Origin of the sequence: Ideonella azotifigens (genome assembly GCF_021043325.1) — a bacterium.
GTDB lineage: Bacteria > Pseudomonadota > Gammaproteobacteria > Burkholderiales > Burkholderiaceae_C > Ideonella > Ideonella azotifigens.
Genome location: NZ_JAJNKD010000011.1, coordinates 158535 through 172208, shown reverse-complemented (window position 1 = coordinate 172208; position 13674 = coordinate 158535). Strand labels below are relative to the sequence as shown.

At 66.9% G+C, this 13674-nt stretch carries 12 protein-coding genes; 4 read left to right on the top strand and 8 right to left on the bottom strand.

What is annotated here, in order from left to right:
• The first annotated feature begins 90 nt into the window (after positions 1–90).
• Together clpB and nadB are read left to right on the top strand one after the other, a co-directional pair.
• A complete protein-coding gene (gene clpB / locus LRH25_RS21705) occupies positions 91–2697 on the top strand; it encodes an ATP-dependent chaperone ClpB (RefSeq protein WP_141288930.1) in 2607 nt (868 codons plus the stop codon).
• Positions 2698–2823: 126 nt separating this feature from the next.
• Positions 2824–4497, top strand: coding sequence for an L-aspartate oxidase (gene nadB / locus LRH25_RS21700; protein ID WP_231012187.1), 1674 nt, complete (start codon positions 2824–2826; stop codon positions 4495–4497).
• A 4-nt stretch (positions 4498–4501) separates the two neighbouring features.
• Here nadB and LRH25_RS21695 read toward each other — a convergent pair whose 3' ends face one another.
• Positions 4502–4786, bottom strand: coding sequence for a late competence development ComFB family protein (locus LRH25_RS21695; protein ID WP_310733343.1), 285 nt, complete (start codon positions 4784–4786; stop codon positions 4502–4504).
• Between the two features lie 220 nt (positions 4787–5006).
• Here LRH25_RS21695 and LRH25_RS21690 point away from each other — a divergent pair, with 220 nt between their 5' ends.
• Positions 5007–5609 carry a 2-hydroxychromene-2-carboxylate isomerase gene (locus tag LRH25_RS21690; RefSeq protein WP_141288693.1) on the top strand — a complete coding sequence of 201 codons (603 nt, stop codon included), beginning with the start codon at positions 5007–5009 and terminating at the stop codon, positions 5607–5609.
• Between the two features lie 87 nt (positions 5610–5696).
• Here the strand turns inward: LRH25_RS21690 and LRH25_RS21685 are convergent, their stop codons facing one another.
• The 5 genes from LRH25_RS21685 to LRH25_RS21665 all read right to left on the bottom strand — a co-directional run bounded on the left by LRH25_RS21685 (position 5697) and on the right by LRH25_RS21665 (position 10011).
• Positions 5697–6479 carry a hypothetical protein gene (locus tag LRH25_RS21685; protein ID WP_141288695.1) on the bottom strand — a complete coding sequence of 261 codons (783 nt, stop codon included), beginning with the start codon at positions 6477–6479 and terminating at the stop codon, positions 5697–5699.
• A 10-nt stretch (positions 6480–6489) separates the two neighbouring features.
• Positions 6490–6837: a TA system antitoxin ParD family protein gene (locus LRH25_RS21680; RefSeq protein WP_170200938.1), complete on the bottom strand. Its 348-nt coding sequence runs from the start codon at positions 6835–6837 to the stop codon at positions 6490–6492.
• A 127-nt stretch (positions 6838–6964) separates the two neighbouring features.
• Positions 6965–7840, bottom strand: coding sequence for a carboxylating nicotinate-nucleotide diphosphorylase (gene nadC / locus LRH25_RS21675; RefSeq protein WP_141288699.1), 876 nt, complete (start codon positions 7838–7840; stop codon positions 6965–6967).
• A 109-nt stretch (positions 7841–7949) separates the two neighbouring features.
• Positions 7950–9062 (bottom strand): quinolinate synthase NadA, encoded by a 1113-nt coding sequence (nadA, locus tag LRH25_RS21670; protein WP_141288701.1) that lies wholly within the window; start codon positions 9060–9062, stop codon positions 7950–7952.
• 73 nt (positions 9063–9135) lie between these two features.
• The gene (locus tag LRH25_RS21665; protein WP_231012186.1) at positions 9136–10011 is read right to left on the bottom strand and encodes an AraC family transcriptional regulator; all 876 of its coding nucleotides are present in this window, start codon (positions 10009–10011) and stop codon (positions 9136–9138) included.
• 64 nt (positions 10012–10075) lie between these two features.
• Between LRH25_RS21665 and LRH25_RS21660 the strand changes: the two genes are divergently transcribed.
• Complete coding sequence (locus LRH25_RS21660) at positions 10076–11326, top strand: MFS transporter (protein ID WP_231012185.1); 1251 nt, start codon at positions 10076–10078, stop codon at positions 11324–11326.
• Between the two features lie 3 nt (positions 11327–11329).
• On the opposite strand, the gene LRH25_RS21655 is transcribed toward LRH25_RS21660, so the two are convergent.
• Both LRH25_RS21655 and LRH25_RS21650 read right to left on the bottom strand, forming a co-directional pair.
• A complete protein-coding gene (locus tag LRH25_RS21655) occupies positions 11330–12319 on the bottom strand; it encodes a 2-hydroxyacid dehydrogenase (protein WP_141284787.1) in 990 nt (329 codons plus the stop codon).
• A gap of 39 nt (positions 12320–12358) precedes the next feature.
• Positions 12359–13603, bottom strand: coding sequence for a polyhydroxyalkanoate depolymerase (locus LRH25_RS21650; RefSeq protein WP_141284785.1), 1245 nt, complete (start codon positions 13601–13603; stop codon positions 12359–12361).
• Positions 13604–13674: the final 71 nt, after the last annotated feature.

Genomic DNA, 13674 nt, shown 5'->3' with positions numbered 1-13674 from the left:
GCTTTGCCATCGAATGCTGGCAGACCCGCGGCGGGACTTGAAAACAGGGCGTCTTTGCCCCATGTCCGTACGCAATTGGAGGTCATTCCCATGCGTCTCGACAAACTCACCACTGCATTCCAACAGGCGCTCGCCGAGGCCCAAAGCCTGGCCGTGGCGCGCGACAACCCCTACATCGAGCCAGCCCACGTGCTGGCCGCCATGCTCGCCCAGCCAGACGGCCCCAAGGCCTTGCTGGACCGGGCCGGCGCCAACACCGCGGCGCTGCGCACCGCAATGGAAACGGCGATCAACGGCCTGCCCAGCGTGCAGGGCCGTGACCAGCAGGTCCAGGCCGGCCGCGAGCTGGTGCAACTGCTGCAACAGGCCGACAAGGAAGCCATGCAGCGCGGCGACCAGTTCATCGCCAATGAAATGTTCCTGCTGGCGCTGGCCGATGCGAAGAACGACATCGGCGGCATCGTGCGCGGCCACGGGCTGACGCGCAAGGCACTCGAAGCCGCGATCACCGCAGTGCGCGGCGGCCAGACGGTCGATTCGGCCGAAGCCGAGGGCCAGCGCGAGGCGCTGAAGAAGTACACGCTGGACCTCACCGAACGCGCCCGCCAGGGTAAGCTGGACCCGGTGATCGGCCGTGACGACGAGATCCGCCGCGCGATACAGGTGCTGCAGCGCCGCAGCAAGAACAACCCGGTGCTGATCGGCGAACCCGGCGTGGGCAAGACGGCCATCGTCGAAGGCCTGGCGCAGCGCATCGTCAACGGCGAAGTGCCCGAGACCCTGAAGAACAAGCGTGTGCTGGTGCTGGACATGGCCGGCTTGCTGGCCGGTGCCAAGTACCGCGGCGAGTTCGAGGAACGGCTGAAGGCGGTGCTGAAGGAAGTCTCGCAGGACGAAGGCCGCATCATCCTGTTCATCGACGAGCTGCACACCATGGTGGGCGCGGGCAAGGCCGAAGGCGCGATGGACGCCGGCAACATGCTCAAACCCGCGCTGGCGCGCGGTGAATTGCATTGCATCGGCGCCACCACGCTGGACGAATACCGCAAGTACGTCGAAAAGGACGCTGCGCTGGAGCGCCGCTTCCAGAAGGTGCTGGTGGGCGAACCGACCGTGGAGGCGACGATTGCCATCCTGCGCGGCCTACAGGAGAAGTACGAGGTGCACCATGGCGTGGAGATCACCGACCCGGCCATCGTCGCCGCGGCCGAGCTCAGCCACCGCTACATCACCGACCGTTTCCTGCCCGACAAGGCCATCGACCTGATCGACGAGGCCGCGGCCAAGATCAAGATCGAGATCGACTCCAAGCCCGAGGTCATGGACCGGCTGGACCGCCGCATGATCCAGCTGAAGATCGAGCGCGAGGCGATGAAGAAGGAGCACGACGAGGGCTCGCAGAAGCGTCTGGCGCTGATCGAGGAAGAGCTGCTGAAGCTGCAGCGCGAGTACAACGACCTCGAAGAGATCTGGACCGCGGAGAAGGCTGCTGCGCAAGGCTCGGCCCACCTGAAGGAAGAGATCGACCGCATCAAGTTCCAGATCGAGGAATTGAAGCGCAAGGGTGACTTCAACAAGGTGGCCGAGCTGCAGTACGGCAAGCTGCCGGAGCTGGAGAAGAAGCACAAGGAAGCGCAGGCCACAGAGACCGGCAAGGCGCAGGGTGCGAAGGACGGCAGCGGCCGGCCGCAGTTGCTGCGTACCATGGTCGGCGCCGAAGAGATCGCCGAGGTCGTGGCACGCGCCACCGGCATCCCGGTCGCCAAGCTGATGCAGGGCGAGCGCGACAAGCTGCTGCAGATGGAAACCAAGCTGCACGAGCGCGTGGTGGGCCAGGACGAGGCCATCGTCGCGGTGGCGGATGCCATCCGCCGTTCGCGTGCCGGCCTGTCCGACCCGAACCGGCCGCTGGGCAGCTTCCTGTTCCTGGGGCCCACCGGCGTGGGCAAGACCGAGCTGTGCAAGGCGCTGGCCGGCTTCCTGTTCGACAGCGAGGACCACATGGTGCGCATCGACATGAGCGAGTTCATGGAGAAGCACTCGGTGAGCCGGTTGATCGGCGCGCCGCCAGGCTATGTGGGCTACGAGGAAGGTGGCACGCTGACCGAGGCCGTGCGGCGCAAGCCTTACAGCGTGCTGCTGCTCGACGAAGTGGAGAAGGCCCACCCGGACGTGTTCAACGTGCTGCTGCAGGTGCTGGACGATGGCCGGCTGACCGACGGCCAGGGTCGCACCGTGGACTTCAAGAACACCGTCATCGTGATGACCAGCAACCTCGGCTCGCACATGATCATGCAGATGCAGGGTCAGGACCCGGAACTGATCCGCGAGGCGGTGTGGGGCGAGGTCAAGGCGCACTTCCGGCCGGAGTTCCTCAACCGCATCGACGAGACCGTGGTCTTCCATGCGCTGGACGAGAAGAACATCGCCGCCATTGCCAAGATCCAGCTGCAAGGCCTGGATGCACGGCTGGCCAAGATGGACATGAAGCTGGAAGTCTCGGAAGCGGCGCTGGCGGAGATTGCCAAGGTCGGCTTCGACCCCGTCTTTGGCGCCCGGCCGCTGAAGCGCGCGATCCAGCAGCGCATCGAGAACCCGGTCGCCAAGCTGATCCTGCAAGGCCGCTTCGGCCCGAAGGATGTGGTGCCGGTGGACGTGGAAGACGGCCAGTTCAACTTCGGCCGCGTGGTGCACTGAGCGCTCCGCGCTTGCGCTGAATCAGCCAGCGGCCCTGCTGCCGGCTGCGACAAGCGTGCGTCCCTAGAATGGGCGCACGCTTTTTTCATGGGCGAAGCCTGAAGCCCGCCCTTTGCTGCACACACCATGTCCCAAGCTTCTGCGGCCGCGGCCGGCATTTCGCCTTTTCCTGTCAACGGCGAGCTGCCGGTGGTCATCGTCGGGGCCGGCCTGGCCGGGCTCACGGTGGCACTGCACCTGGCCGAGCAAGGCCAGCCCGTTGTCGTGCTGGCCAAGCGTGACCTGGGCGAGGGCGCCACGGCCTGGGCCCAGGGCGGCATCGTCGGCGTGCTGGGTTCGGACGACAGCGTCGAGTCCCATGTGCGCGACACGCAGGACGCCGGCGCCGGCCTGGTCGCCGAAGACACCGCGCGTTTCATTGCCGAGCACAGCGCGCGCGCGGTGGGCTGGCTGGTGGAGCAGGGCGTGCCGTTTTCGCCGGACCCGGACGGCCCGCTGGGCCTGCACCTGACGCGTGAAGGCGGCCACGCAGTGCGCCGCATCGCCCACGCGGCGGACGCCACCGGCAAGGCCATCCACGAGTCGCTGCTGGGCCGCGCCCGCGCGCATCCGCTGGTGGACCTGCGCGCGCGCTGGATGGCGGTCGACCTGATCACCAACCGCCACCTGAAGCAGTCCGAAGGCAGTGCACCGCGTTGCCACGGCATCTACGCGCTGGACATCGACACCCAGCGGGTCGAGACGCTGCCGGCCCGTGCCGTGGTGCTGGCCACCGGTGGTGTCGGCAAGGTCTACCGCTACACCAGCAACCCAGACACCGCCACCGGCGACGGCATCGCGATGGCCTGGCGCGCTGGCTGCCGTGCCGCCAACATGGAGTTCATCCAGTTCCACCCGACCTGCCTCTACCACCCGCAGGAGCGCAGCTTCCTGATCACCGAGGCCATGCGCGGTGAAGGTGCGGTGCTGCGGCTGCCGGGCGTGCCGTCGGAAGAATCACCCTGGGGCGCACGCTTCATGGCGGCGCACGACGAGCGGCTGGAACTCGCGCCGCGCGACATCGTCGCCCGCGCGATCGACTTCGAGATGAAGAAACACGGCGTGGACCACGTCTGGCTGGACGCGACCCACCTCGGCGAGGCCTTCCTGAAAGAGCACTTCCCCAACATCCACGCCCGCTGCCTGACGCTGGGCATCGACATTGCGAAGCAGCCCATCCCTGTCGTGCCGGCCGCGCACTACACCTGCGGCGGCGTGGTGACGGACCTGTCCGGCCGGGCCGACGTGCCAGGCCTGTTCGCCGTCGGCGAAGCCACCTACACCGGCCTGCACGGCGCCAACCGCCTGGCCAGCAACTCGCTGCTGGAATGCGTGGTCATCGGCCAGACCTGCGCCAGGGCCATCCTGGAGGATGCCGTGCCGCGAGTCCCCAAGCTGCCCGCCTGGGACGAGAGCCTGGTCGAAAACGCCGACGAGCAGGTCGTCATCTCCCACAACTGGGACGAGCTGCGCCTGTTGATGTGGAACTACGTCGGCATCGTCCGCACCACCAAGCGGCTGGAGCGGGCACTGCACCGCATCAAGCTGCTGAAGGACGAGATCGAGGACTACTACGCCAACTTCCGTGTCAACCGCGACCTGCTGGAACTGCGCAACCTCGTCGTTTGCGCCGAACTCATCGTGCGCTCCGCGCTGATGCGCCACGAAAGCCGCGGCCTGCACTACAGCCGCGATTTCCCGGCGACGCTGCCGGTGAGTTTTCCGACGGTGCTGACGAGAAAGGCGAAGAGCCGGTCCTGAGAGGTCAGCGCCGCGCCCGCATGGCGTTGCGGGCTTGCACGAAGCCGTAGGCGAACTCCACGGCTTCCATCACCGCGCGCTCGGATTCCGTCCGCTCGTGCTCGGTCTGGAAGAACGCCAGGTCCACGTCGTGGCGGATGTAGCGTGGGGGCAGGCGGTTCAGGGCGACGCAGGCGATGTCGGCGAGCACGTCGTCGTTGTCCTGCAGGTGGGGGAAGTGTTGGGACTGTTCCCGCACCGTCGAGAACACGGCTTTTTCGTAGAAGTTGTGGATCGACGCGATGTCCATGACCAGTGCGCCGGCGGCATGGCCGGGCGAGCAGACTGCAATGCGCCCAGTGTGCCGCCGGGTTCGCACCGGTGGAGGGGGGCTCCGCTGTACCAGATGCCGGATTGACGCAGCATTTCACGGCCACGCCCCAGTCGCGCCCCTATAGTGCGCGCATCCGGCCGGTGCCCTGCCTGGCCTTCTTCCTCATGGCTTCGCCACAGCGTTTCACGGAGACCCGATGCCCGCGCCGATCGAGTTCTATTTCGACTTTTCCTCGCCTTACGGCTACCTCGCGTCCGAGTTGATCGATGCGATTGCCGAGCGCCACGGCCGCAATGCGATCTGGCATGCCATCGTGCTCGACGCGACCTACCAGTCGCAGGACCGCATCCGCATCCCCACGCACATGATGCGCAGCGAGTACGTGATGCGCGACGTGGAGCGCTCGGCCGGCTACTACGGCCTGCCGTACAAGGCGCCGGCGCACCCCAGCCTGCATACCGAGCTTGCAGCCCGTGTGTTCCAGTGGCTGGGCGACCGCCAGCCGCAGCAGGCACGCGACTTCGCGCACGGCGTGTTCCGCGCGCTGTTCACCGAGGACCGCAACATTGCCGACGCTGCGGTGCTGCAGGAACTGGCCACCAAGGCCGGCATGTCCGAGGCGGACTTCCACACGGTGCAGACCGACGGCACGACCAAGACGCGCCTGAAGGCCGAGATCGACGTGGCCCAGGCCCGCGGCGTTTTCGGCTCGCCGTTCTTCATCGTCGAAGGTGAGCGCTTCTGGGGTGTGGACCGCTTGCCGCAACTGGAGCGGTGGTTGGAAAAAGGACCTTATTGACGACCACCCCTACGCGATTCGCGCGCCCCTCCAGGGGCACCACCAGCGGACCGGCGGAGCCGGATCCGCGGCGGTTGCTGGGTTGGATCAGGCAGCGAGGGGGCTTGCGCGTTTTGCCTTGGCTCTTGCCACTGCGTCGAGTTGCGGGCCTTGTGCTGGAGCGGCCGATCGGAGCGACGCCACGTCGACAGCGTCCAGGATCTCGATCTGGTGCTCGGCCAACAGACGCTTTCCGACCTGGCTATGGGCCAGCTTGTAGATGCGCTGAAGCTTGCGGCCCAACCTGTCTTCCGATGCGGGGTCGCGGGCGAGTTTCATCAACGCGGCCTTGGCCACCTGGATGGCCCAGGTGGCCTGGGTCAGCACATGCGACCCTTTCTCGTCGAACAGGCCGACGGCGTTTTGAACCCTCGACTCCAGCACATCGAACGGTTCCATCACCTTAATGAACTTGTCCTGGCGCCACTCGACCTGCACGCTGTTCTTGATCACGTTGGCTGTGAACTCGCTGGATTTCTTCAGGCCGCTGATGGTGTAGAGCTGGTGCAGGACATCGATGTTCCGCTCCTTGCCTTCGCCCACGGGCAGCCGCAGCTGCGCCACGATGGCGGTGCGGCTGGTCTTCTTTGGCAGTTCCACCCGCGCTTTCATCGCCAGCGCCAGGTCAAGCGCCAGCGCAAGCTTGCCGAGCGCATCGCCGTCGTTGGAGACCATGGCGCCTTCGGAAGGGATCTTGAACCGGTCCATCCAGAAGGCCAGTGCCTGCCCACCGACAAGGACCAGCGCGGTCCCCATGCTGGACAGGAAAAGGTCGATGGTGGCCTGATCGAGTGGTGCCTCGTCCGGCGGAAGCTGCGGATCGGTGCTCACCCTGGGGGAGTCAATAGGGTGAGTCGATGAGGCGCAGGTCTTTGGCTTTGCCGCCGGCGAACCAGCTCAGTTGATCACCTGACAGCCGACCTGATCGGACGTTCTCCAGGTCGAGTGCCTGCCTGGATCGTTTGAACGCCCACAGTGCTGCGTCGCCAGCCTCCGCTTTTCCCTGTTTTGCCATGCCGGCCTGCAGCAGTTCGCTCAACTGTGCCACGGACATGCCAGACGCCTCTAACGCAGCACCGATGCGCGCCCAATGTTCGACCTGCTGTGCGGCAGAGCGCGACATCAGCGCGCCCTCTTCCTGTGCGGTACGGAAAAGCTCGGCGCCGATGCGGATGGAGTTGGAGTTCATCGTCAGATCCGTGGCAGTTTGTGGCATTCTGCCACCGGAAGATGCCGGCATCCAGCAGCCGAACAAGGCCAAGCGCCAACGAAAAAGAGGCCACAAAGGCCCCCGTTATGTAGCGCGCCGTAGGCTCTCAGCCTCCCAAGCTCCCCAATACCCGCATCGAATAGTCCGTCGCCTGCACGTCCTTGGTCAGCTTGCCGATGGAGATGCGGTCGACGCCTGTGGTGGCGATGTCGCGCAGGCCTTCGAGGGTGATGCCGCCGGAGGCTTCGAGCAGGGCGCGGCCGGCGGTGAGGGCCACGGCTTCGCGCATCTGGCTGGGGGTGAAGTTGTCCAGCAGCACGCTGGTGGCGCCGGCTGCCAGCGCTTCTGCGAGCTGGGCCAGGGTTTCGACTTCGATCTGGATGTCCACCCCCGCGTTCAAGGCCTTGGCGTCGGCCAGCACCGGGCCGATGCCGCCGGCCGCGGCGATGTGGTTTTCCTTGATCAGGATGCCGTGCCACAGCGCCAGGCGCTGGTTGGCACCGCCGCCCACGCGCACGGCGTATTTCTGCGCTTGGCGCAGGCCGGGCAGGGTCTTGCGGGTGTCCAGCACCACGCAGCCGCGCGGATTGGGCGAGGCGCCTTCGATGGCGTCGGCATGCCGGCGCGTGGTGGTGGCCACGGCCGAGAGCAGCTGCAGGAAGTTCAGGGCAGGGCGCTCGGCAGAGAGCAGGGCACGGGCGTCGGCGGCGATCTCGACGACCGGCGTGTTGGCGGCCATGCGTGCGCCTTCGGCGTAGTGCCACTGCAGCGTGGCCTGCGGGTCCAGCGCGTGGAAGCAGGCGTCGAACCAGTCGCGGCCGCAGAGCACAGCTTCTTCGCGCACGGTGACACGCGCTTCGACGCGGCGGCCTGCGGGCACGAGCAGGCTGGTCCAGTCTTTGGTGCCAATGTCTTCGAACAGGGCATCGCGCACATTGCGGGCACGGGCCTCGTCCAAGGTCTCGTTGTGATCGAAAGTCATGTGTGCCCCTCGCTCGGCGAGTACGCCGCCCGATCTCCCGAGGGGATTGCGGGCCGGCTTGGGAGCGGCCCGGCGCTCGGCCCGCCCCTCGTGGTTGAAGTGACGTGCCTCAGGCGGCGCCGATGCCTTTGACGAGCCCCTGCACCTTGGGCGCGAGGGCGGAAGGGTTGGCCGCGACGAAGTCCAGCATGCGGTCGATGCAGCGCTTGGCTTGCAGGCCCAGCGCGGGTTCGACGTGGATTTCCCCCTGGCCTTGTTCCAGGCAGGCGATCACTCCGTCCAGCCCGTTCATCGCCATCCACGGGCAGTGTGCGCAGCTCTTGCAGGTGGCGGAGTTGCCGGCGGTGGGGGCTTCGATCAGCGTCTTGCCGGGCGCCAGCTGGCGCATGCGGTGCATGATCAGGTTGTCGGTCGCGACGATGTATTCGCTGGCCTTGCCGTTGATCACCGCGCTCAGCATCTGCGAGGTCGAGCCGATCACGTCGGCCAGCTTGACCACGGCTTCGGGCGACTCGGGGTGCACCAGCACCATCGCATCCGGATGCTCGGCCTTCAGCAGTTCAAGCTCGGTGGCGCGGAACTCGTCGTGCACGATGCAGGCGCCGTTCCACAGCAGCATGTCGGCGCCGGTTTCCTTCTGGATGTAGCCGCCGAGGTGGCGGTCCGGTGCCCAGATGATCTTCTGGCCCTGGTCCTTCAGGTGCTTGACGATGGCCAGCGCGCAGGAGCTGGTGACCATCCAGTCGGCGCGGGCCTTCACTGCGGCGCTGGTATTGGCGTAGACGACGACTTGCCGGTCCGGGTGCACGTCGCAGAAGGCGGCGAAATCGTCTGGTGGGCAGCCGAGGTCCAGCGAGCAGGTGGCGTCCAGGTCGGGCATCAGCACGCGTTTGCCGGGCGACAGGATCTTGGCCGATTCGCCCATGAAGCGCACACCGGCGACGACCAGGGTCTGGCTCGCATGGTCACGGCCGAAGCGGGCCATTTCCAAGGAGTCGGCCACGCAGCCGCCGGTTTCGAGCGCCAGGTCCTGCAGGTCGCCGTCCACGTAGTAGTGGGCGACCAGCACCGCGTTGTGCGCTTTCAGCAGTGCGGCGGCGTGGGCCTTGCGCTCGGCGCGCTGTGACGCCGTCAGCGGCGGCGGCACCTTGGCCCAGGCGTGCATGGTGCAGCTGTCACCCTTGGCGTCTTGCCGGGTGTAGTCGAAGAGTACTTCGTTCATTTTTGCATTTTAGTACGTGGCTTTGCCGGCAAGGCATGTGGGGACATGCCGTTTTGCCAAGAGCCGCTTCAGGTCAGGCGAAGGCAAAGAATTGGCTGGGAGGCATGCCGACCGCGCGTTTCACCATCGCTGTGAACGCGCTGGGACTGGCGTAACCCAGCTCGGCGGCAATCAGGCGCATCGGGTGCTTGCGCGCCGCCAGCGAAAGCGCGTGGCCCAGCAGCAACTGCTGGCGCCATTGCGAATAGCTGCTGCCGAGCTGGTCCTTGAACAGCCGGGCCAGCGTGCGTGGGCTGATGGCGGCTTGCCTAGCCCAGCCTTCGAGGTCGGCATGGCGCATCGGCTCGGCCAGCATGGCTTCGCAGAGCTGGCGCAAACGCTTGTCCTGCGGCAACGGCAGGCCCAGCGGCACGGCGGGCGCGCGGCGCAGTTCGTCCAGCAGCAGTGTGGCAATGGCGTGTTCGCGTGCCACGTCGTCTGGCGGGCGCGGCGGTGGTTCGCCTGGACGCAGCGGGTCCGCTTCCACCGCCAGTTGCAGCACCAACTCGCGTAGCAGCGGCGTGACTTCCAGCACCCGGCAGCCGTGCCAGGGTGAGTCAACGGCGCTTTTGTGCAACCGGGCAATGGCGCTCGGGTCCATGTAGACGGTGCGCAGGTCGGCCTGCTGCACGGCAGTCACGCTGTGAACCGTGCCCGGCGGAATCCACACCGCGCGCGAAGGTGGCAGCAAATAGGTGCTGTCGCTGGCATGTCCACGGGCGCCGATGCGCACCGCGCCGTCGACCGAAAACACCAGCTGGCCCCAGGTGTGCGAATGCGGCTGGATGTCCATGTGGTGTGCCATGCGGCGCGCCTTGGCGCGCAGCGGGCGCTCGGGGCTGGGCGCGTAGCGGCGCGGGTCCAGCGGCGGCACGCTGGCACGAACGGGCGGGGCGGCCTGGTTTGGCATGAATTCGACAGACGTTGGCGAACTATCGTAACCCTGACGCCAGCACCCTGCCTACAGTGCCGCCATGACGACGACCACGACGAACACCCGCCTGCCGCTGTCGGCCGAGGAGACGGCCCGACGCAGCGCCGACGTGCGCACCATCAGCCTGATCGGCCTGGCGCACGGCACCTCGCACTTCTTCCACCTGCTGCTGCCACCGCTGTTCCCACATTTCATCCGCGAGTTCGGCCTGAGCTATTCGGAAGTCGGCCTGCTGGTGACGGTGTTCTTCGTCATCTCCGGCGTGGGCCAGGCGCTGTCGGGCTTCCTGGTGGACCGCACCGGCGCGCGGCCCATCCTGTTCGCGGCCATTGGCTGTTTTTTCCTGGCCTCGGTGCTGGCCGGATTTGCCGGCGGCTTTGGCGGGCTGATGGCCGCTGCGGCGCTGGCCGGCCTGGGCAACGCGCCGTTCCATCCGGTGGACTTCACGATCCTGAACAAGCGCGTTTCGTCGGCGAGGTTGGGCCATGCGTTCTCGGTGCACGGCATCAGCGGCAACCTGGGCTGGGCGGTATCGCCGGTGTTCCTGATCGGCCTGACGGAGGCCTTCGGCTCGGTGCGTGCGGCCTATGCCGGCACGGCGTTGCTGGCGCTGGCCGTCATGGCCATCCTGTACCTGAACCGCGATGCGCTGGATGACCGCCAAGGGAGTTGGGGCCATGAGAAGGCTGGTGCGGCCGCGGCGCCGGTCGAGCATCCGATGGCCTTCCTGAAGCTGCCTTCGGTGTGGCTGTGCTTCTCGTTCTTCTTCTTCACGACCGCGGCGTTGGCAGCGATCCAGAGTTTCGCCAGCCCGGCGCTGTCCACGCTGTACGGGCTGCCGCTGGGTGCCACGGCTTTTGTCGTCACCGGCTACATGCTGTGCGGCGCGGCCGGCATGGTGCTGGGCGGTTTCCTGGTCAACCGCTCGGAGCGGCTGGAGCGGCAGATCAGCCTGGCGATGAGCGGCGCGGCCGTGCTGTTGCTGCTGGCCGGCATTGGCTGGCTGCCACCGGTGGCCGCGGCCTGCGCGGCGGCGTTTGCAGGTTTTGGCACCGGCATTGCCGGCCCGTCGCGCGACATGCTGATCAAGCGCGCCTCGCCTCCCGGCGCCACTGGGCGCGTCTACGGCACCGTGTATTCGGGCCTGGACACCGGCTTCGCTGTCGCTGCGCCCATCTTCGGCGCGCTGATGGACGGCGGCCACCCGCGGGGCATCTTCTTTGGCGCGGCCATTGCGCTGATGCTGGGCGTGGGCGCGGCCGGGCTGGTCGGCGTCACCCGGCGGCGCTGAGCCTCAGTTCACCGGGTGCAGCGGCCGGCCGTCGCGGGCGAAGCTGGCGACATTGGCCAGCGTGGTCTCGGCAATCGCCGTCAAGGCCTCGTGGGTGAAAAAGCCCTGGTGGCCGGTGATCAGCACGTTCGGGAAGGTCAGCAGCCGGGCGAACACATCGTCCTGCAGCGGCTGGTCCGACAGGTCTTCGAAGAACAGGTCCGCCTCTTCTTCGTACACGTCCAGCCCCAGCGCGCCGATCTGGCCGGTCTTCAGCGCGTCGATCACCGCGAGAGTGTCGACAAGCGCGCCACGGCTGGTGTTGATGAGCATCACGCCCGGCCGCATCGCGGCAATGCTGCCGACATTAATCCAGTGGCGGGTGTCGGGCGTCAAGGGGCAGTGCAGCGTGATGAGGTCGGACTGCGCGAGCAGCGTGGCGCGGTCTGCCTCCTCGGCGCCCAGCGCCAGGCATTCCGGGCTGGGCAGCGGGTCGTGGGTCAGCACTCGGCAGCCGAAGCCGCGCAGGATGCGCACCACGTTCACGCCGATTCGGCCGGTGCCGACCACGCCGACCGTCTTGCCGTGTAGGTCGAAGCCCATCAGCCCGTCGAGCATGAAGTTGCCTTCGCGCACGCGGTTGTAGGCGCGGTGCAGGCGGCGGTTGAGCGCCAGCAGCAGCGCCAGCGTGTGCTCGGCCACGGCGTGCGGCGAATAGGCCGGCACGCGGCCAACGCTCAGGCCCAGTACCTTCGCTGCAGCCAGGTCCACATTGTTGAAGCCGGCGCAGCGCAATGCCACCAGGCGCACCTTGAGTGTTGCCAGGCGCTGCAGCACGGTGGCGTCCAGCTTGTCGTTGACAAAGACACACACGGCGTCTGCGCCATCGGCCAGCACGGCCGTGGCCGCCTCCAACCGCGGTTCCAAGTAGGTCAGCGTGAACCCGTGGCTGGCATTGGCCTGGTCCAGAAACCTGCGGTCGTAGGCGCGGCTGCTGAAAACGGTGATGTGCATCTGGCGCCCCCGTGCTCATGGAAGAGCCATCATGCGCCGTCAATTCATGCTGTGGATCATCTCGCGCACGCGGGGGTAGATCTGCTGCTGCCAGCGCTTGCCGCTGAACACGCCGTAGTGGCCCACGCCGAGCTGCACGTGGTGCTGCTTCATGTAAGGCTTGATGCCGGTGCAGAGGTCGTGTGCGGCAACGGTCTGGCCGATGGCGCAGATGTCGTCGCGCTCGCCTTCGACCGTGAAGAGCGCGGTTCGGCGGATGGCAGCGGGCTCCACCTTCTGGCCCTTGACCACCATCTCGCCCCTGGCCAGGTCGTAGGTCTGGAACACGCGCTCGACGGTTTCCAGGTAGAACTCGGCCGGCAGGTCGTTAACAGCGAAATATTCCTCGTAGAAGGCCTGGGTGTGGGTGGCGCGGGGCAGGTCGCCGGCCAGCAGGTTCTTGTACAGGTCGATGAAGGCCTGGCGATGCCGGTCCGGGTTCATGCTCATGAAGGCGGTCAGCTGCACGAAGCCAGGGTAGACCTTGCGCATTGCACCCGGGTAGCGCCACGGCACGCGGGCGATCAGGTTCTTCTCGAACCACTCGATGGGCTTGCTGATCGCCAGCTCGTTGACACCGGTCGGGTTGATGCGGCAGTCCACAGGGCCGGCCATCAGCGTGAGGCTGCGCGGCTGGGCAATGTGCTCGCGCTGGGCCATCAAGGCCACGGCGGCCAGCGCCGGCACGCAGGGCTGGCAAACGGCCAGCACGTGCGCACCCGGGCCCAGCGTGGCGACGAACTCGATCACCTGCTCGACATAGTCGTCCAGCCCAAAAGCGCCTTCGGACAGCGGCACATGGCGTGCGTTGTGCCAATCGGTGATGAACACGTCGTGGTCGGCCAGCAGCGTGCGCACGGTATCGGCCAGCAGCGTGGCGAAGTGGCCTGAGAGCGGTGCAACGACCAGCACGCGCGGCAGCTCGCTGCCGTTGCTGCCAAGGTCCGCGCGGCGGAAGTGCAGCAGGCTGCCAAACGGGCGCTTCAGCACCACCTCTTCGGTCACCGCCACCGGCTGCTCATGGCCGGGCGCACCCACCATGACCTTGGCGATGTCAAAGCCCGGCCGGTGGTGGGTCAGCCTGAGCCGGGCAAACACATCGAGGCTGGCCGCCAGCGGCTTGGTCAGCATCTCGGACCAGGGGTTCTGGAAGTGCGGCTGATTCAACCAGGACGTGGCCGCGCGAGCGGCCGTCTGCAGCGGCGCCAGGCAGTCGGTCTGCGCTTGGTAGGCGGAATACATCATGGTGTTGTGGGGCCGCGGTGAGAGGCCACTGGAAGCGAGCAAGGCAGAGGCAGCTCCGAGGCAAGGAACGG